This window comes from Zobellella iuensis (genome assembly GCF_016746085.1).
GTDB lineage: Bacteria > Pseudomonadota > Gammaproteobacteria > Enterobacterales > Aeromonadaceae > Oceanimonas > Oceanimonas iuensis.
Map to the genome: position 1 here is coordinate 1 of NZ_JAERTZ010000002.1, position 18,173 is coordinate 18,173.

An 18,173-nucleotide genomic window follows, 5' to 3' on the forward strand; every position below is an offset into this window, starting at 1 on the left:
CCAATTAGTTACTGACTAAGACGCTTTTGCGGAGCGGTAGTTCAGTTGGTTAGAATACCGGCCTGTCACGCCGGGGGTCGCGGGTTCGAGCCCCGTCCGCTCCGCCATCACTCAAAACCCCAGCAGAGATGCTGGGGTTTTTTCGTATTGGCTACGCCGGACGGCTGGATGATGTCGGCGCGCTGCGCCTTCGCTTCAAAGGCGATGTCTTTGCCACTGCGCCATCACTTCAAAGCCCTGACTATTTGGTCAGGGCTTTTTTGTTTTCGGTTGCACCGGATCTTCGGTGTCGCTGCCCTGGCGATCTTGATCACACTTTATTAACAGCCCGCCTTCTGCTTTTTTCTGTTATCTCATTTAAATTCAATATCTTGTGCTTATTTTGGTCTTTTTGGTCAGCTTCTGGCGAGATTTTGAGATTGCCAATACTGTTAATGGAATGTATATATAATTATGAATTCATAATGATGTTGAAGGCGACATCAAACCCGAGGAGAAGGCGATGGATAGCAATGTACACTCTTTTGGTCACAACTTTAAAAAGAGTTTGTTAACGGTAATGCTGGGTGCCGGCCTGTTTGCGGGGACGGCGGGGGCCGAGACCCTGAGGGTGGCGGGCAACTTCGCGGCCGATCACTCCAGCAGCCTGGCGATGGAAGTGTTCAAGCAGGAAGTGGAAACGGCCACCGAGGGCGATATCAAGGTACAACTGTTTCCGGCCATGCAGTTGGGCGGTGCTTCCGAAAACGTGGATCAGGTGCGATCGGGGGTCTTGAGCATGACCTGGATCGGGGTTTCCTTCCTGTCCCGTACCGTGCCCGAGCTGGAAGCGGTCAGCCTGCCCTTCGTGTTCAAGGACAGGGAAACCGCGTTCAGGGTGATCGACGGCCGGGTCGGCGAGCTGCTCAACGACAAGCTGGCGGACAAGGGGTTTGTCGCCCTGGGCTTTATGGAACTGGGTCCGCGTCATGTTACCAACAGCGTCAGGCCCATCGACTCCATCGATGATTTCGCCGGCCTCAAGATCCGCCTGCAACCGAACGAGACCCACCTCAAGACCTTCCGTGCCCTGGGCGCCAGCCCGACCTCCATGGGCATCAACGAAGTCTATTCCGCCCTGCAGCAGAAGGTGATCGACGGCCAGGAAAACCCCTTCAGTATTATCCGCAAGAACAATTACCAGGAAGTGCAGCAGTACCTGACCGACACCGGCCACTTCTTCGACTTTATCGTGGTGGTGGCCAACAAGAAGCGTTTCGACAAGCTCTCCGCCGAAGAGCAGCAGCTGATGCGTGACGCCATGGCCAAGGCGGTGCAGTGGCAGCGGGAAAAAGCGGCGGAAGAGGATCTGCTGTCCCGGGAGCAGCTGGTGGCCGCCGGCATGCAACTGAACCAGGTAAGCCCCGAGCTCTACCAACAGATGCAGCAGCAGACCGCCGGCATCATCGAGGAGCTGAAAGCGCGCCTGGGTGATGAACTGGTCGATGCGGTGCTGGAGGATGCCAAGTCATGAAATCCGGTCATTCCGAGCAGGCCGGCATGCTGAGCGGGCCTTCGCCCCTGCCTTCGCCGGCCGCGGCCCTACGCCGCGGCCTGCTGGGACTGGACGGGCTGTCCCGTTACGCCATCTGCACCAGCATGGCCATCATGGTGCTGCTGGTGTCGGCTCAGGTGTTCTGTCGCTATGTCTTGTCCGAGTCCATCGACTGGGCCGATGAAATGTCCCGCCTGGCCTTCGTGTGGGCGGTGTTCCTCGCCATTCCCCATGGCCTGAAGCAGGGTGTCCACGTGGGCATCGACGTGATCACCAACCGGCTGCCGGCCCGGCTGCAGGAAGGGCTGGCCCGGCTGATGCTGGCGGTCAGCGGCGTGCTGATGGTGGTAGTCTGCTACCAGTCGGTGCTGGTGGCCATCGAGGGCTGGGACGAGCTGATGCCGACGGTGCCGGTGAGCGCGGCGGTATTCTACGTGCCGGTGATGCTGAGCTGCGGCCATGCCCTGCTGCATTTGCTGTTTATGGCCTGGCAGGGCACCCGTGTCTGGGCCGATGAGGAGGACGCCTCATGACCACCCTGGCGATTATCACCTTCCTGATCCTGGCGTTGCTGGGCATGCCGCTCGCCTTCGCCCTCGGGCTGGCGGCCCTCGGCGGCCTGGCCTACAGCGGCATCGAGCTGTCGGTCATGCCCCAGCGGATGATGCACGCGGTCAACTCCTTTCCGCTGATGGCGATACCGCTGTTCATGCTGGCGGGCGAGCTGATGGTCGGCGGCCAGGTGATGCAGCGCACCATCGACTTCGCCAACGCCTTCGTCGGCCGGGTCAAGGGCGGGCTGGCCCATGTCACCCTGCTGTCCGGGCTGGGCCTGGCCTCGGTGACCGGTGCCGCCGTGGCGGGCGCCAGTGCCTTGGGCACCACCATGATGCCGGCGATGAAAAAGCATTACGACGCGGGCTTCGGCTCGGCGGTGGTGGCGTCCGCCTCCAACCTGGGGCCCATCATTCCCCCCAGTGCGGCGATGATCGTCTACGCCCTGATGGCCGGCTCCTCGGTGTCGGTGGGCGGCCTGTTCATGGCCGGCGTGGTGCCCGGCATCCTGCTGGTGGTGGGCATGATGGCGCTGTCGAGCTGGATTGCGCACCGCAAGGGCTATGCACCCACCGGCGAGCCCTTCAGCCTGAAGAACCTGCTGCTGCAAACCCGGCGGGCAGGGGCCATCATGCTGATGCCGGTGGTGGTGATCGGCGGCATCGTCGGCGGTGTTTTCACCGCTACCGAAGGCGCGGCCATAGCGGTGATCTACGCCTTTGTCATCGGCAAGTGGGTGACCCGCAAGCTGGCCTGGGCCGATCTGCCGGGCTGCATGTTCCGGGCGGCACTGACCTCGGCCGTGGTAGGCGCCCTGATCGCCTTCGCCACGCCGCTGACCTTCCTGTTCACCATCGACCTGATCCCGCTGCGGCTGTCGGCATTCATCCAGGCGCTGACCGACAATCCCCATCTGTTCCTGGCGCTGGTGATGGCCATGCTGCTGGTGGTGGGCATGTTCCTGGAGTCGAACGCAGCATACATCATGCTGGTGCCGCTGTTCGCCCCCATCGCCCTGGCCTACGGCATAGACCCGCTCTACTTCGGGTTCCTGTTCGTGTTCAACCTGGTGATTGGCATGATGACGCCACCGGTCGGGGTATTGCTGTTCGTGATGTGCGGTATCGCCAAGATCCCCATGTCCCAGCTGCTGCGCTACGTCTGGCCCTTTATTGCCCTGCAGTACCTGGTGCTGGTGTTGTGCTGGATTTTCCCCGGGATAGTGACGGCCCTGCCGCGCGCCCTGGGTTATTGATGACTTACTGTGATGACTACAAGGAGCAAGTGATGACTGATCGTACTTTATTGGGTGTGCTGACCCCTTCTTCCAATACCACCCTGGAGCCGGTCACCGCCGACATACTGCACGGCGTGAACGGCGTCAGCGCCCATTTCGGCCGGCTCAAGGTGACCGAGATCTCGCTCACCGACCAGGCCCTGAGCCAGTTCGACAACGAGCCCTTCCTGCAGGCCTCCCGGCTGCTGGCGGATGCCCGGGTGCAGTCCATTACCTGGAGCGGAACCTCTTCCGGCTGGCGGGGATTCCAGGACGATGAGATCCTGTGTCGGGCCATTACCGAGGCCACCGGTATTCCGGCCACCACCTCGGTGCTGGCGCTGAACGAGCTGTTCGACATCACCGGGGTCAAGCGCTTCGGTCTGGTCACCCCCTATCTGCACGAGGTGCAGCAAAAGGTGATCAACACCTATGCCGCCGCCGGCTACGAGTGTGTGGCCGAACGCCACCTCAACGACAGGGGCAACTTCTCCTTCTCGGAGGTGAGCGAAGCCACCATAGCGGAGATGATCCGCGCCGTGGCCCGCGAACAGCAATGCGACGCCATCACCGTCTTCTGTACCAATTTGCGTGGGGCCCGGGTGGCGGCGGATCTGGAGCAGGAGCTGGGCATTCCCATCTACGACACCGTGTCCACCGGGGTGTGGAAGGGCATGCTGCTGGCCGATCGGGATCCCGCCCAGGTCAAAAATTGGGGCAATTTATTTTCACTTAAGCCATAATTATATATTATGTAATGCAGAGCCCCGGCCGGTCCGGGGCTTTCACGCTGGCAGGCCGGGGCGAACAAGACCGGGATCACCCTTGCGGGGTCCGGACGTATCGCTTTTACCGGCAACAGATTAAGGTAAGCGGCCTACAAAGCAATAACAACAGGAGCACGATGATGGCTACAGCAATCAATACCCTGGGGAGAAACTCTCTGCGTCGTCGTTCGCTGCACGAAGAGGTGGCCGATTGCGTCCGCACCATGATCATCGAGGGCGAGCTCAAGGAAGGGGAGCGCATCAACGAGCCGGCGCTGTGCAAGCAGCTGGACATTTCCCGCACACCCCTGCGGGAGGCGCTGAAGGTGCTCAACTCGGAAGGCATGGTCACCATAGAGCCGAACCGGGGCGCCCGGGTGTCAACCATTACCCCCGAGGAAATCCGCGAACATTTTGAAGTGATCTGTTCCCTGGAGCGCCGGGCCGCCGAGCTGGCCGCCCAGCGGGCGACCGAAGCGGAGCTGACCCGGCTGGGGCAACTGCAGGACAAGCTGGAGCAATACCACCAGGAGCAGGACAAGCACCAGTATTTCGAGATCAACCAGCATATCCACCGGCTGATCATCGAGCTGGCCGGCAACGAGACCCTGACCCAGCTGCACCACCAGCTGATGAACCGGGTTAGCCGTGGCCGCTACCTGGCCATCGGCTTTCATCACCGCTGGGAAGAATCGGTGACCGAGCACCGGGCCCTGCTGGAGGCACTGCAGGCGCGGGACGGCGAGCGGGCCGGCCGTATCCTGGCCGAGCATGTGATGCATACCGGCGATCTGCTGGTCAGGGAGCTGGAAGACAAGCAGCAACGGCTCGGTTGAGCACCGCGACAGGGTCTGTGGCCAGGCCCTGAGCATCCCGTTTTTCCCCTTCTCCCACACTGCCTCACCTGCCGTCGCCCCTGGAATAGCGATCAGTTTGAATGTTGGCAAAGAGAAGAGGCCGACAGCCTGACTTCTTGGTCACAAGTCCGGCTGTCTGACTTGACGCAGATAAGAGGCAACAGGGCCACCTCCACCGACACGCCGCAAAATATGACACTCGCTGTTTCGGCCTGCTGCGAACATTCACTGGATGTTCGGTCAGGCCGAAACAGCTCGTCGCGGCGAGCAAGCTCGCCCCCTGTACGCTCGCACCTGCCGGATGTTGCGGAAACCGCCGTATCATCGCTTCGCGATGCTGGCGGCGGTGCAAGGCGCTTCACGCCCCCTGGCAGGTGACGGTCGGCGGAGGCCGTCCCTGTTGCCTCTTTCCAGCCCCGACGATGCCTGATGGTGGTGCTAGCGCACCGATCAGTTTAAAAGTTGAGCAGCATGATGTTTTTTGGGGCGCGGGCGGCCCGCCAGCGCTCCACCAGCGAGGTGTCAATCTGCACACGCCGGCGTCTTTCCCTCCTTCATCTCCTTTTGATCCCATTGGCCGTTATGCCAGCCCTGCCGTTTTATCACCAAATTTAACTTAATTTTTACATTTTGAGATCTTCTTCACATTAACCTCTCCCGGGATTTGAATACGGTGCACATGGATGATTAATTACGTATACATAATTATGAATTAAAGATTCATGCAGCAATACACCGACAGGGAGGAAGGAGTCATGTCCGAGTTTGATCTGGTGATCCGCAATGGCCGCATCGCCACCGCGGCCGACATCACCGACTGTGATCTGGGGATCCGCGACGGCCGCATCGTGGCCATGGGCCTGAACCTGGCGCCGGGGCGGGAAGAGCTGGACGCCAGCGGCCTGCTGGTGCTGCCGGGCGGGGTCGACGGCCACTGCCATCTGGACCAGCCGATGCCGGACGGCCTGCGCATGGCGGACGACTTTTTCACCGGCACCCGCTCCGCCGCCTGTGGCGGCACCACCACGGTGATGCCCTTCGCCGCCCAGGAAAAGGGCCAGTCGCTGAAGGCGGCGGTGGCAGACTACCATCGCCGGGCCGAAGGCAAGGCGGTGATCGACTACGCCTTTCACCTGATCGTGAGCGACCCCACCGAGACGGTGCTGAAGGAAGAACTGCCGGAACTGATCCGCCAGGGCTGCACCTCGTTCAAGATCTACATGACCTACGACGACCTCAAGCTCAACGACGGCCAGATCCTGGACGTGCTGGCGGTGGCCCGGGCCGAGGGCGCCATGGCGATGATCCATGCGGAAAACGCCGACTGCATCAGCTGGCTGACCCGGCGCCTGCTGGATGCCGGCCACAGGGCGCCGCGCTTCCATGCCGCCGCCCGGCCCATGCTGGTGGAGCGGGAGGCTACCCACAGGGCCATCGCCCTGTCCGAGCTGGTGGACGTGCCCATCCTGATCGTGCACGTGTCCGGTGCCGAGGCGGTGGAGCAGATCCGCTGGGCGCGCAGCCACGGCATCAGCATCTATGCGGAAACCTGCCCCCAGTACCTGTTCCTCACCGCCGAGGATCTGGGGCTGGACGGCTACGAGGGCGCCAAATGCGTGTGCAGCCCGCCGCCCCGGGATCAGGCTAACCAGCAGGTGATCTGGGACGGGCTGGAAGACGGCCTGTTCACCATCTTCTCCTCGGATCACGCGCCCTTTCGCTACGACGATCCCCAGGGCAAGAAGCCGAACGGCGAGGAGGTCGCCTTTCCCTACATCCCCAACGGCATCCCCGGGCTGGAAACCCGGTTGCCGCTGCTGTTCTCGGAAGGGGTGAACAAGGGCCGCATCAGCCTCAACCGCTTCGTGGAGCTGACCGCCACCAACCCGGCCAAGCTGTATGGCCTCTATCCGCGCAAGGGCAGCATAGCGGTGGGCGCGGACGCGGACATCGCGCTCTGGGATCCGAACCGGCAGGTCACCATCCGCAACGAGCTGCTGCACCACGACGTGGATTACACCCCCTACGAGGGCCGCACCGTCACCGGCTGGCCGGTGCTGACCCTGAGCCGGGGCAGGGTGGTGTGGCGGGACGGCAAGGTGCTGGGCCAGGCCGGCCAGGGCCGCTTCCTGCCCTGCGGCAAGCCGGAGATGGCCAAGCCCAAGGTCAGGGGATAGGCGACAAGGTTGTTTTCGGGCCCGCGGGCCCTTACCGGAGGCTTTGCCTCCATCATCAAGGCAGTTCAAGGAGCGAGACATGTCATACAAGAGCGGGCGTCACTTTCTGCAGATCCCCGGGCCCTCGCCGGTACCGGACCGGATACTGCGCGCCATGGACAACCCGGTGATCGACCACCGGGGGCCCGAGTTCGCCGATCTGGGCCAGGCGGTGCTGGCGGGCATCAAGCGCATCTTCAAGACCGAGAGCCCGGTGGTGATCTATCCCGCCTCCGGCACCGGGGCCTGGGAGGCGGCGCTGGTCAACACCCTGAGCCCCGGCGACCGGGTGCTGATGTGCGAAACCGGCCAGTTTGCCACCCTCTGGCACGAGCTGGCCAGCAAGCTCGGGCTGGAGGTGGAGTTCATCCCCGGCGACTGGCGACACGGCGCCGATCCGCAGGCCATCGCCGAGCGCCTGCGCCGGGACGACGGCCACCAGATCCAGGCGGTGTGCGTGGTGCACAACGAAACCTCCACCGGGGTGACCAGCCGCATCGGCGACATTCGCCGGGCCATCGACGACACCGGCCATCCGGCGCTGTTCATGGTGGACACCATCTCCGGCCTGGCCTCGGCGGATTACCGCCACGACGAGTGGGGGGTGGACGTTACCGTCTCCGGCTCCCAGAAGGGCCTGATGCTGCCGCCGGGCATCAGCTTCAACGCCCTGAGCGACAAGGCCCTGGCGCGCGCCAAACAGGCCCGGCTGCCCAGGTCCTACTGGGACTGGGGCGCCATGCTGGCCAGCAACGCCACCGGCTACTTCCCCTACACTCCGGCCACCAACCTGCTGTACGGCCTGAAGGAAGCCATCCACATGTTGGAGGTGGAGGGGCTGGACCACGTCTTCGCCCGCCACCAGCGCCATGCCGAGGCCACCCGCCGGGCGGTGCAGGCCTGGGGCCTGGAGGTGCTGTGCCTCAACCCGGCTGAGCACAGCCCGGTGCTGACCACGGTGCTGCTGCCCGAAGGCCACGACGCCGACCGGCTGCGCCGGCTGATCCTGGAGCGGTTCGACATGTCGCTCGGCGCCGGCCTCGGCAAGCTCAAGGGCCGGGTGTTCCGCATCGGCCACCTGGGCGCCATCAACGATCTCACCCTGCTCGGCACCCTGGCCGGGGTGGAGATGGGGCTGGCCTGTGCCGGCGTGCCGCACCAGCCCGGCGGCGTGCAGGAAGCCATGCGTTTCCTCGCCGACCGCTGAGCCCGTTTCGGTGGTCCGCCCCGGGCGGGCCACCCCGGATGCAATCCGCATGTTCAAGGAAGGAGTACCTCACGATGAGAAAGTTACTGTTAGCCACCCTGCTCGGCACCACCCTGGCCGGCACCCCGGCCCTGGCCGAAACCATCAACCTCAAGGTGATCGGCCAGCCCCTGGCCACCGGCCTGATCCAGAAGAACAAGGAGCAACCCTTCTTCGAGACCCTGGCGGAAAAGACCGGGCTGCCGCTCAGCATCAACTACAAGCCGCTGGACACCACCGGCATCAAGGACGTGGAGCAGCTGCGGGTGCTGAAATCCGGCCTGTTCGACCTGATTTCATTGCGCATGTCCCAGGTGTCCCGGGACGAGCCGACCATCCTCGGCCTGGATCTGGTGGGCCTTAACCCGGACTTCCAGCAGGGCCGGCGGGTAGTGGAAGCCTACCAGGACACGGTGGACCAGCGCCTGCAGGAGCGGTTCAACACCAAGCTGCTGGCGGTCTGGCCCTTCGGGCCCCAGGTGCTGTTCTGCAAGCACCCCATCAACAGCCTGGCGGACGTCAAGGGGCTCAAGGTGCGGGTCTATGACCAGAACCTGGCCCAGTTCGTGGAATCGGTGGGCGGGGTGCCGGTGCCGGTGGCCTTCGGCGACGTGCACCAGAGCCTGGCGCTCGGCATGATCGAATGCGCCATCACCGGCCCCAGTTCCGCCAACTCCGCCGGCTGGCCGGAAGTCACCACCCATATGCTGCCGCTCGGCTTCCAGCTGGCGCTGAACGGCTACGGCATCAACCTCAAGACCTGGAACAAGCTGACCCCGGAGCAGCAGCAGCGGCTGCAGGCGGCCTTCGACGAGCTGAGCGAGGACATCTGGAGCTATTCGGAAGAGCTGTTCCTGGATGCCAGCCGCTGCAACGTGGGTGCCGAGCCCTGCACCACCGGCACCAAGTACAAGCTGGTGGACGTGCCGGTGAGCGAGGCGGATCTGGCCATCCTGGCCAGCACGGTACAGAAGGTGTCCTACCCCACCTGGGCCGAGCAGTGCGACAAGGCCAACCCCGACTGCTCCGCCAACTGGCAGCGGGATCTGGCCGGTATCGCCGGGCTGTAAGCTCAGGTCGCGGGCGGCGGTAGCCGCCCGCGACCGGCAACAAGGAGAGGTTGAAATGAAGCGAATCGAGCAACTGGCCAGTCTGGCCTTCGGCGGCATGTTTCTGCTGCTGTCGATGTTGATCGCGGTAGAAACCCTGCTGCGCAAGTTCTTCAAGGTGTCGCTGCAGGGGGTGGACGAACTCAGTGGCTATGCGCTGGCGGTGGGCGCCACCCTGGCCTTTACCATCGCCCTGTTCGGGCGGGCGCACATGCGCATCGACATCTTCCACGAACGGCTGCCGGCGAGGCTGCAGGGCCTGCTCAACTGGCTGTCGGCCCTGTTTATGACCGGCCTGGGGCTGTTCATGGCCTGGGTCTGCCTGAACGTGGTACGCGAGACCCTGGACTACGGCAGCACTTCCCAGACCCCTTGGGCCACGCCGCTGATCTACCCCCAGGGGGTGTGGCTGGCGGGGCTTTCGGTGTTTGCCCTGGTGGCCCTGGGGTACGGCCTGCGCGCCAGCTGGCTGCTGGCCAGGGGCGACCTGGCGGCGCTCAACCGGGAGTTCAATCCCAAGGGCGTGAGTGAAGAGCTCAAGGCCGAGCTGGAGGACTTCGCCCAACGCCAGCAACAGGCCAACGACGGCATGACACCGGCACTGGCCGGGGAGGGAGCGAAATGAGCGTCACCACCGTCTTTATCGGCTTTTTCGCCATGCTCGGCATGCTGCTGCTGGGCCTGCCCATCGCCGTGGCCATGGCCCTGATCGGGGTGATCGGCGGCATCATGGTATTCGACTGGACCTTTATGGATTCCATCGGCGCCGTGGTGTGGAGCGTGCACAACGAGGCCCTGCTCACCGCCATCCCGTTGTTCATCCTGCTCGGCGAACTGCTGCTGCGCAGCGGCATCGCCGACAAGATGTTCCTGGCCATGGCCGCCTGGCTGGGCCGGCTGCCCGGGGGCTTGCTGCACACCAACATCGGCTCCTGCGCCCTGTTCGCCGCCACCTCCGGCTCCTCGGTGGCCACCGCCGCCACCATCGGCACCGTGGCCCTGCCTTCGCTGAAGGAGCGCAACTACTCCATGCGTCAGTCGCTCGGCAGCCTGGCCGCCGGTGGCACCCTGGGCATACTGATCCCGCCCAGCGTCAACATGCTGATCTACGGCTCGCTCACCAACAACTCCATCGGCAAGCTGTTTATGGCGGGGCTGATCCCGGGCGTGCTGCTCAGCCTGCTGTTCATGGTCTATATCGGCTTCGCCAACATGGGCCGGGACAGCATGCGGGAGGAGCGGCTGCCCCTGGCCGAGAAGCTCAGGCTCTCGCGCCACCTGATCCCGCCGGCGGTGGTGTTCGGCATCGTCATGGGCAGCATCTACACCGGCCTGGCCACCGCCACCGAGTCCGCCGCCCTGGGGGTGATGACGGCGCTCTACTTCGCCTGGCGCTCGGGCCGGCTGTCGCTCGCCTTCCTGCAGGAGTGCTTCGTGCAGACCGCGCGCATCACCGGCATGATACTGCTGATCATCACCGCCGCCTTCGTGCTCAACCTGACCATCAGCCTCACCGGGGTGGTGGATGAGCTGACCGCCTGGGTCACCTCCTTCGGGCTCAGCGTCACCGGCCTGCTGCTGTTGCTGATCCTGTTCTACCTGGCGCTCGGCATGTTCATGGACGTGCTGTCGATGCAGGTGCTGACCATTCCCATCACCTATCCCATCGTCACCGCCCTGGGCGTGGATCCCATCTGGTACGGGGTGTTCGTGGTACTGATGTGCGAGCTGGCGCTGATCACCCCGCCGGTGGGCATGAACCTGTTCGTGGTGCAGAGCGTGCGCAAGGACGGCGGCAACATCAGCGACGTGATGTGGGGAGTGGTGCCCTTTATCCTGATCATGATGTTGTTCACCCTGAGCCTGATGATGTTCCCGGAGATCGCCCTATGGCTGCCCAACATGATGTAACCCAGAGCTGGCGCCTGGGCGCCCTGGAGCTGGCGGCGGCCTACGCCGCCGGCACCCTGACCCCGCTGGCGGTGGTCGAGGCGCTGGGCGAACGCATCGGCCGGCTTAACCCGAAACTCAATGCCCTGATCACGATAAACCCGGCCGCCAGGGAGGACGCCGCCGCCGCCACCGCACGCTGGGCCGAGGGCACCCCCCTCAGCCCGCTCGACGGGGTGCCGCTCACGGTCAAGGACCACCTCAACGTCGAGGGCCTGGCCACCACCTGGGGCAACCGGGCGCTGGCGGGTCGGATTGCCGAGGAGGACGAACTGGCGGTGGCCCGCTGCCGGGCGGCGGGGCTGGTGATCCTGGGCAAGACCAACGTGCCCGAGTTCACCCTGGAGGGCTATACCGACAACGCCCTGTTCGGGGTGACCCGCAATCCCTGGAACCCGGCGCTGACCCCGGGCGGCTCCAGCGGGGGCGCGGTGGCGGCGGTGGCGGCGGGGCTCTGCCCGCTGGCGCTGGGCACCGACGGCGGCGGCTCCATCCGCCGGCCGGCGTCCCACACCGGCCTGGTGGGGCTCAAGCCCTCCATCGGCGCCGTGGCCCGGGCCGGCAGCCTGCCCCAGGTGATGCTGGACTTCGAGGTGGTGGGCCCGCTGGCGCGCACCGCTGCGGACGCCGAGGCGCTGTACCGCGTTATCGCAGGCCCCGACCGGCGGGATCAGGGCTCCCTGTGGGCCCGCCCGGCGGCCAGCGCCGGGCCGCTGCGGATCCTTTACGTGCCGCGCTTCGGCGAACAGCCGCTGGATCCGGAGATAGCGGAGAGCGTCGAGCGGGCGGTGGCGGTGCTGGAAGGGCTGGGCCACCGGGTGACCCGGGGCGCGCTGCCCTTCGGCCTGGCGGCGGTGGACCGCTTCTGGCCGATGATGGGAGCGGCGGCGGTGGCGGCCATCTTCGCCGCCCTGCCACAAGCCGAGCCGGTGGCCGCCGAGCGCTTCCGGGCCCTGGCCGCGCAGGGACGGCAGCTGCCGGCGGCGGACTACCTGGGCGGTTGGGAGGGCATCCGCCGTTTCCGGGAGCGGGTGAGCCGGGCCTTCGAGGCGGTGGACATCATCATCACCCCCTCGGCGGCGGCGCTGCCCTGGCCGGCGACAGAGCCTTATCCGCCGGAGATCGCCGGCCAGGCGGTGGGGCCGCGGGGCCACGCCATCTACACCGGCTGGGTCAACGCCTGCGGGCACCCGGCCATCAACCTGCCGGCGCCGCCCTCGGCGGGCGGCCTGCCCATCGGCTTCCAGCTGGTGGGCGCTTTCGGCCAGGACGCGCAGCTGCTGCAACTGGCGGCGGACTATGAACGAGCAAACGGGCGGGGCTGGCGCTGGCCGGCCCTGGCGGAGCAGACCACGACAGGATGACCAGAATGGAACAACAGGAGATGCAACAGGCGGTGGCATTGGTGCTGGCCGCCTACCGGGGCGGTGAGCAGTTCGACACCCCGGCGGAGGCGGTGGGGCCGCAAACGGTGGCCCAGGCCTATGCCGTCCAGGACGGGGTGGCGCGGGCGCTGTGGCCGGGGCAGCGCACCCGCTGCTGGAAGGTGGGGGCGCCCAACAAGGACAGCGAGCCCTACAGCGCGCCCATCCCGCCCCGGCGGGTCCACGCCAGCGGCGCCCGCCTGAGCGGGGATGACTTTCACATGATCGGCATAGAGGCGGAGCTGGCGTTCCGGGTGACCCGCTCCCTGCCGCCCCGGGCCTGCTTGTATGAGGAGGCCGAGGTGCGGGCGGCGCTGGGCGAGCTGTGCGTGACCATCGAACTGGTGGACACCCGGCTGCGCCAGTGGCAGCAGGCCGGCGCCCTGTGGCGGCTGGCGGACAACCAGATCAACGGGGCGCTGATCGTCGGCGGCGGCATCACCGACTGGCAGGGGCTTGAGCTGGCGCAACGGCCGCTGGCGCTGACGGTGAACGGCGAGGTGCTGGCCGAGCAGCGTGGCGGCCACCCGCTGGGGGATCCGGCGAGCCTGCTGGGCTGGTCGGTGAACCACCTGGTGGCGCGCAACCAGGGGCTGGAGCCCGGGGATCTGATCACCACCGGCAGCTGGACCGGGATGCGCTTTATCGGCCCCGGCGCCGAGGTGTGCGCCCGCTTCCCGGGCATCGGCGAGGCCAGGGTCAGGATAGACTGAGTCCCGCGTCCGTTCCGGGCCGGGCCCGGGTAAGGAGTTTATCATCGCCTGGTTACTTCCCGGCGGCCTCTGCGCCGCCATACTGCTGGCCCTGCTGCTGCCCGGCCCCGGGCTCTGGCTGGCCCAGTGGCAGCCGCTGCCCTGGCTGGTGGCGGTGATCTTCCTGGTCAACGGCCTGCAGAGCCGGCTGCAGGAGCTCAGGCCCGAGCCCGGCTTCGGCCGGGTGTTCCTGGCGGCGCTGGTGATCAGCCTGCTGCTGTCGCCGCTGGTGGGCTGGCTGATCTACCAGCATGGCGGCCTGGCACCCGGCCTGGCGCTGGGGCTCTTGGTGGTGTCGGTGGTGCCGCCGACGCTCTCGTCCTGCGTGGTGCTGACCCGGCTCAGCGGAGGCCAGGCCCAGTGGTCGCTGTTCATGACCCTGGGGCTGAACCTGCTCGGCATCGTCACCATCCCGCTGATGCTGAGCCTGCTGATCGGCCAGGGCGCGGCGCTCTCGCCCTGGCCGCTGCTGCACAAGCTGTCGTCCATGGTGTTGTTGCCCTTCGTGCTCGGCCTGGTGTTGCGCCAGCTGCTGGGCGGCCTGGTGGTGCGCCGCTGGATGGGGGTGGTGCCGACCCTGAGCGTGGTGATCACCGCCTGGATCACCCTGTCCACCAGCCGGGAGGCGCTGCTGCAGCTGGGCTGGCCGGATCTGCTGGCGCTGGCGGCCTGGTCGCTGCTGCTGCACGGCACCCTGCTGGGGCTGTGCCTGCTGGCGGGGGCCGGGCTTGGGCTTGCCCGGCCGGCCCGGCTGGCGCTGCTGTTCACCGCCGCCCAGAAGACCACGCCGGTGGCGGTGAGCGTGCTGGTGGCGATGAACGCCGCGGGCGGCCTGGCGGTGGTCGGCTGCATGGTGTTTCACTTCCTGCACATGCTGGCCGACTCCCTGCTGGCCTCGCGCCTGGCTCCCCGGGCGCGGCCCGTCCCGGCGGGCGGCGAGGCCGGCTTATGAGCGCGGCATTGCCCCGAGTTGGGGAACGCTGTCACAGCCATGCCGTTCTATTCGGCAGGATACCGGCACCTGACTGGGATGGAGTTCGTGGTTAGATCCAAGGGTTCCATCCCGCTGTTATTGGCTGCGATTCGATATAAGCAATTTCCCCGGGACCCGGGGCCCCGACGCCATAATTAAAGCGGACACTGTTGGAGCCGGCCTTGGACGGGAGCCGGATGCCGGCGCCGTCGAAAAAGGCAGGAGGTAGGGTATGAACAAGCACAGCAAACTGGGCCTGGCACTCGTCCTCGTGTTCGGCATGGTTCCCCTGGCGTTTGGGGCGGGCACGACCGCATCGGGCGAACACTACGGCGAGCAGCTCGGCAAGGTCGCGTTTGCCGTGTCCTGCCAGGCGCAGGCCGCGGCCCTGGTGGAACGGGGCATGGCACTGTTGCATCACATGACCTATGAAGGCGCCGAGGCCGAGTTTGCCCGGGCCGCCGAGCTCGATCCCGGCTGCGCCATGGCTTATTGGGGGCAGGCCATGAGCTACATCCATCCGCTGTGGTCGGACCCGCCCTCCCGGGAGCGCTATCAGCAGGGGGCGGCGCTCATCGACAAGGCCAGGGCGGCGGGGGCTGCCAGCGAGCTGGAGCAGGCCCTTATCGCGGCGGTGGCGGCCTACTACCGGCACCAGTGGGAACCGGACGAGCGGCCCCGCCTGGCCAGCTTCGCCGAGGGCTGGCGCCAGGCCTACGACGCCATGCCCGAAGAGCACGAAGTCATGAGCTTTTACGCCCTGGCGCTGATCGCCACGGCGGATCCGGCGGACAAGAGCTACCGGGCCCAACTGGAGGCCGGCCGCCTGGCGGAGCAGGTACTGGCGGACAACCCCCAGCATCCGGGCGCCCACCACTATGCCATCCATGCCTATGATTATCCGCCGCTGGCGGAAAAGGCCCTGGCGGTGTCGCGGCGTTACGGCGAAGTGGCGCCGGAGGTGCCCCACGCCTTGCATATGCCGTCCCATATCTTTACCCGCGCCGGCCTGTGGCAGGAGTCCATCGGCTGGAACCGGGCCTCGGCCGAGGCGGCCCTCAAGCACCCGTTCGGGGACGCAGTCTCCTTCCACTATCTGCATGCCCTGGATTACCTGGTGTATGCCCATCTGCAGGGCGCCGAGTACGGCAAGGCCGAGCAGGAGCTGGCGCGGATCACCGGCATAAATGGTCCCATCCAGGCCCATGCCGCCTCCGCCTATACCCTGGCGGCGGCCCCGGCGCGGCTGGCCCTGGAACGGCAACAGTGGGAGCAGGCCGCCAGGCTGGAGCCCCGCACCCCGGCGGATTTTCCCTGGGAGCGATTCCCGGCCATGGAGGCCATCAGCCACTTCGCCAGGGCCCTGGGTGCCGCCCATATGGGTGAACCGCAACTGGCGCGGGACGCCATCGCCCGCCTGGGCGAGCTGCGGGAGGCCGCGGCGACCACCTCACCTTACTGGGCCAGGCAGGTCGACATCCAGCAAAAGGCGGCCGAGGCCTGGCTGATGTTCCTGCAGGAGAACAAGGAGGAAGGCCTGCAACGGATGCGTGCCGCCGCCGAACTGGAAGCCGGTACCGAGAAGCACCCGGTCACGCCGGGCGAGGTGTTGCCGGCCCGTGAGCTGTTCGGCGACATGCTGCTGGAGCTGGAGATGTACAGCGAGGCCAGGGCCGAATACGAAGCGGCGCTGGCGCGCTCGGCCAACCGCTTCAACAGCCTGTACGGCGCCGGCCGGGCCGCCGAGCTGGCCGGCGACCGGGAGGGCGCCGCCGGCTACTATCGGCGGCTGGTCGAGCTGGCCGCCCAGGCGGATACCGAGCCGGCGCGGCTGAACGCGGCCAGGCAGTTCCTGGGCCGGCCTTAGCCGGCGGGGGATCCCGGCCAAAGGGCCGGGTCCCTCTTCCTCGCCCGGTTCAGGGCCGGATGGCAAACTTTTCCACCGCCTGGCGGATGCGCAGGCCGATGGCGGCCATATCGCCGTCGTCAACCAGTTGGGTCGGGGTCAGCCAGGTGCCGCCGCAGCAGGGCACCCGCGGCAGCGCCAGATAGTCGCCGGCGTTGTCCGGGGTCAGACCGCCGGTGGGCATCAGGCTGATCTGTTGGTAGGGGGCGAGCAGGGCCTTGACCATACCGACACCGCCGGAGGCCTCGGCGGGAAAGAATTTGAGCAGGCTCAGCTCCAGCTCCAGGGCCTGCTCGATCTGGCTGGGGCTGTTGATACCGGGGATAAAGGGCACCCCCAGCGCCCGGCAGGCCGTTACCGTCCTGGGGTTGAGGCCCGGCGCCACCATGAATTCGGCGCCGGCCGCCAGGGCGGCTTCGGCCTGGCCACCGTCGAGGATGGTGCCGGCGCCGAGCAGCAGTTCGGGCCTGGCTTGCTTCATCCGGCGGATGGCTTCGGCGGCGCCGGCACTGCGGAAGGTCACTTCCGCCACGGCCAGGCCGTTGTCCGCCAGGGCATGGGCCAGGGCCGGCGCCTGTTCGACGTTGTTGATCTGGATCACCGGGATGATCTTGAAACGGGCCAGGGTGGCGGTCAGTGAGTTGTGCTGTGACATGGGACTTCCTTATAGCAGGGACAACATGGCATCCCGGGGAGCGATGGCGCCGGGATGCTGGATAACGATGCCGGCCATTTCATGGCCCAGCCGGGCGGCGACGGCCGGCGCTTCACCCGCGAGGCGGGCCGCCAGGTAACCGGCGGCGAAGGAATCGCCGGCGGCGCAGGTGTCCAGTACCGAGTCGACCGGTGCCGGGGCCTGTGAAAAACGCGCCTCATCGAGGGCGATGAGACAGGGGGCGGCGCCCCGCTTGAGCACCAGCTCCCGGCAGCCGGCCCCCTGCCAGCGCGCGAGCAGGGCGTCGGTGGTTTCAGCGGGATAGAGGGCCTGCTCGTCTTCTTCGGTCAGCAGGGCCAGGGTGACCAGGGGTGCCAGCCGGTCGTGCCAGTGCCGGGCCTCGCCGGCCGGCCACAGCCGGGGCCGGTAGTTGTTGTCGAAGATCACCGCCATGCCGCGCTCCCGGGCCTGCCGGGCGCAGGCCAGCAGGCGCTCGCGGCCGGCGGGTGGCAGTATGGCCAGGCTGATGCCGCTCAGGTAGAAGGCATCCCAGTGATCCCGGGCCAGGCTCTGCTCCAGCGGGGTGTCCGGGCCGGCGAAGTAGCCGCGCACCGGGCTGTTGGCGCGCCAGTAGTGGAAGTGGCGCTCCCCGTCGGGGCCGGTGGTGACCAGGTAGAGCCCGGGGGTGCCCCCGGACCGGCGCTCGACCCAGCGGCAATCGATGCCTTCCTCCCGCCAGGCGCGGAGCAGCCCGGCGCTGAGTTCGTCGTCGCCGAGGGCGGTGGCATAGGCCACCCGGTGACCGTGGCGGGGGCCGAGCCGGGCCAGGTACAGGCAGGTATTGAGGGTATCGCCGCCGAAGCGCAGCGCCAGCGGCGTGCCGGAAATCTCCAGCATGCATTCGCCGAAACCGATGATGTTCATAGGGGTCTCCAGGCGGCCGCAGCCGCCTT

The 18,173-nt window shown here is 66.5% G+C and carries 16 protein-coding genes and 1 tRNA gene; 15 read left to right on the forward strand and 2 right to left on the reverse strand.

What is annotated here, in order from left to right:
* Positions 1 to 30 precede the first annotated feature (30 nt).
* From JKV55_RS00520 to JKV55_RS00590, 15 genes are all read left to right on the forward strand, one after another.
* Positions 31 to 107, forward strand: a tRNA-Asp gene (locus tag JKV55_RS00520).
* A 395-nt stretch (positions 108 to 502) separates the two neighbouring features.
* The gene (locus JKV55_RS00525; protein ID WP_202081795.1) at positions 503 to 1,513 is read left to right on the forward strand and encodes a TRAP transporter substrate-binding protein; all 1,011 of its coding nucleotides are present in this window, start codon (positions 503 to 505) and stop codon (positions 1,511 to 1,513) included.
* Positions 1,510 to 2,067 (forward strand): TRAP transporter small permease, encoded by a 558-nt coding sequence (locus tag JKV55_RS00530; protein WP_202081798.1) that lies wholly within the window; start codon positions 1,510 to 1,512, stop codon positions 2,065 to 2,067. The genes JKV55_RS00525 and JKV55_RS00530 overlap by 4 nt, the downstream gene beginning before the upstream one ends.
* Positions 2,064 to 3,344, forward strand: a complete 1,281-nt coding sequence (locus tag JKV55_RS00535; protein ID WP_202081799.1) for a TRAP transporter large permease — start codon at positions 2,064 to 2,066, stop codon at positions 3,342 to 3,344. The genes JKV55_RS00530 and JKV55_RS00535 overlap by 4 nt, the downstream gene beginning before the upstream one ends.
* Positions 3,345 to 3,376: 32 nt before the next feature.
* Positions 3,377 to 4,108 (forward strand): maleate cis-trans isomerase family protein, encoded by a 732-nt coding sequence (locus JKV55_RS00540; protein ID WP_202081800.1) that lies wholly within the window; start codon positions 3,377 to 3,379, stop codon positions 4,106 to 4,108.
* Positions 4,109 to 4,272: 164 nt separating this feature from the next.
* Positions 4,273 to 4,968 (forward strand): GntR family transcriptional regulator, encoded by a 696-nt coding sequence (locus tag JKV55_RS00545; RefSeq protein ID WP_094041097.1) that lies wholly within the window; start codon positions 4,273 to 4,275, stop codon positions 4,966 to 4,968.
* A 776-nt stretch (positions 4,969 to 5,744) separates the two neighbouring features.
* Positions 5,745 to 7,166, forward strand: coding sequence for a dihydropyrimidinase (hydA, locus tag JKV55_RS00550; protein WP_202081801.1), 1,422 nt, complete (start codon positions 5,745 to 5,747; stop codon positions 7,164 to 7,166).
* A 79-nt stretch (positions 7,167 to 7,245) separates the two neighbouring features.
* Positions 7,246 to 8,412 carry a pyridoxal-phosphate-dependent aminotransferase family protein gene (locus JKV55_RS00555; RefSeq protein WP_202081802.1) on the forward strand — a complete coding sequence of 389 codons (1,167 nt, stop codon included), beginning with the start codon at positions 7,246 to 7,248 and terminating at the stop codon, positions 8,410 to 8,412.
* 74 nt (positions 8,413 to 8,486) lie between these two features.
* Complete coding sequence (locus tag JKV55_RS00560; protein WP_096778498.1) at positions 8,487 to 9,521, forward strand: TRAP transporter substrate-binding protein; 1,035 nt, start codon at positions 8,487 to 8,489, stop codon at positions 9,519 to 9,521.
* A gap of 55 nt (positions 9,522 to 9,576) precedes the next feature.
* Positions 9,577 to 10,185 (forward strand): TRAP transporter small permease subunit, encoded by a 609-nt coding sequence (locus tag JKV55_RS00565; RefSeq protein ID WP_094041089.1) that lies wholly within the window; start codon positions 9,577 to 9,579, stop codon positions 10,183 to 10,185.
* A complete protein-coding gene (locus JKV55_RS00570) occupies positions 10,182 to 11,471 on the forward strand; it encodes a TRAP transporter large permease (RefSeq protein WP_096778499.1) in 1,290 nt (429 codons plus the stop codon). Before JKV55_RS00565 ends, JKV55_RS00570 begins: the two co-directional genes overlap by 4 nt.
* Positions 11,450 to 12,874, forward strand: a complete 1,425-nt coding sequence (locus JKV55_RS00575; protein WP_202081803.1) for an amidase — start codon at positions 11,450 to 11,452, stop codon at positions 12,872 to 12,874. Before JKV55_RS00570 ends, JKV55_RS00575 begins: the two co-directional genes overlap by 22 nt.
* A 5-nt stretch (positions 12,875 to 12,879) precedes the next feature.
* The gene (locus JKV55_RS00580) at positions 12,880 to 13,647 is read left to right on the forward strand and encodes a 2-keto-4-pentenoate hydratase (RefSeq protein WP_202081804.1); all 768 of its coding nucleotides are present in this window, start codon (positions 12,880 to 12,882) and stop codon (positions 13,645 to 13,647) included.
* A 43-nt stretch (positions 13,648 to 13,690) separates the two neighbouring features.
* Entirely contained in the window at positions 13,691 to 14,638 is a 948-nt protein-coding gene (locus tag JKV55_RS00585; protein ID WP_202082003.1) for a bile acid:sodium symporter, read from the forward strand.
* A 253-nt stretch (positions 14,639 to 14,891) separates the two neighbouring features.
* On the forward strand, positions 14,892 to 16,526 hold the full coding sequence (locus JKV55_RS00590) for a tetratricopeptide repeat protein (protein WP_202081805.1): 1,635 nt from the start codon (positions 14,892 to 14,894) through the stop codon (positions 16,524 to 16,526).
* 49 nt (positions 16,527 to 16,575) lie between these two features.
* Here JKV55_RS00590 and eda read toward each other — a convergent pair whose 3' ends face one another.
* Together eda and JKV55_RS00600 are read right to left on the reverse strand one after the other, a co-directional pair.
* Positions 16,576 to 17,220: a bifunctional 4-hydroxy-2-oxoglutarate aldolase/2-dehydro-3-deoxy-phosphogluconate aldolase gene (gene eda, locus JKV55_RS00595; RefSeq protein WP_202081806.1), complete on the reverse strand. Its 645-nt coding sequence runs from the start codon at positions 17,218 to 17,220 to the stop codon at positions 16,576 to 16,578.
* Between the two features lie 9 nt (positions 17,221 to 17,229).
* Positions 17,230 to 18,144, reverse strand: a complete 915-nt coding sequence (locus JKV55_RS00600; protein ID WP_202081807.1) for a sugar kinase — start codon at positions 18,142 to 18,144, stop codon at positions 17,230 to 17,232.
* Between the last annotated feature and the right edge of the window lie 29 nt (positions 18,145 to 18,173).

What these genes read in the sequence shown, in the direction of transcription:
- JKV55_RS00580 (WP_202081804.1), top strand. Translation starts at nt 12,880, where the DNA reads ATGGAACAACAGGAGATGCAACAGGCGGTGGCATTGGTGCTGGCCGCC.
- JKV55_RS00535 (WP_202081799.1), top strand. Translation starts at nt 2,064, where the DNA reads ATGACCACCCTGGCGATTATCACCTTCCTGATCCTGGCGTTGCTGGGC.
- eda (WP_202081806.1), bottom strand. Translation starts at nt 17,220, where the DNA reads ATGTCACAGCACAACTCACTGACCGCCACCCTGGCCCGTTTCAAGATC.
- JKV55_RS00570 (WP_096778499.1), top strand. Translation starts at nt 10,182, where the DNA reads ATGAGCGTCACCACCGTCTTTATCGGCTTTTTCGCCATGCTCGGCATG.
- JKV55_RS00575 (WP_202081803.1), top strand. Translation starts at nt 11,450, where the DNA reads ATGGCTGCCCAACATGATGTAACCCAGAGCTGGCGCCTGGGCGCCCTG.
- JKV55_RS00530 (WP_202081798.1), top strand. Translation starts at nt 1,510, where the DNA reads ATGAAATCCGGTCATTCCGAGCAGGCCGGCATGCTGAGCGGGCCTTCG.
- JKV55_RS00525 (WP_202081795.1), top strand. Translation starts at nt 503, where the DNA reads ATGGATAGCAATGTACACTCTTTTGGTCACAACTTTAAAAAGAGTTTG.
- JKV55_RS00545 (WP_094041097.1), top strand. Translation starts at nt 4,273, where the DNA reads ATGGCTACAGCAATCAATACCCTGGGGAGAAACTCTCTGCGTCGTCGT.
- JKV55_RS00560 (WP_096778498.1), top strand. Translation starts at nt 8,487, where the DNA reads ATGAGAAAGTTACTGTTAGCCACCCTGCTCGGCACCACCCTGGCCGGC.
- hydA (WP_202081801.1), top strand. Translation starts at nt 5,745, where the DNA reads ATGTCCGAGTTTGATCTGGTGATCCGCAATGGCCGCATCGCCACCGCG.
- JKV55_RS00540 (WP_202081800.1), top strand. Translation starts at nt 3,377, where the DNA reads ATGACTGATCGTACTTTATTGGGTGTGCTGACCCCTTCTTCCAATACC.
- JKV55_RS00565 (WP_094041089.1), top strand. Translation starts at nt 9,577, where the DNA reads ATGAAGCGAATCGAGCAACTGGCCAGTCTGGCCTTCGGCGGCATGTTT.
- JKV55_RS00600 (WP_202081807.1), bottom strand. Translation starts at nt 18,144, where the DNA reads ATGAACATCATCGGTTTCGGCGAATGCATGCTGGAGATTTCCGGCACG.
- JKV55_RS00590 (WP_202081805.1), top strand. Translation starts at nt 14,892, where the DNA reads ATGAACAAGCACAGCAAACTGGGCCTGGCACTCGTCCTCGTGTTCGGC.
- JKV55_RS00555 (WP_202081802.1), top strand. Translation starts at nt 7,246, where the DNA reads ATGTCATACAAGAGCGGGCGTCACTTTCTGCAGATCCCCGGGCCCTCG.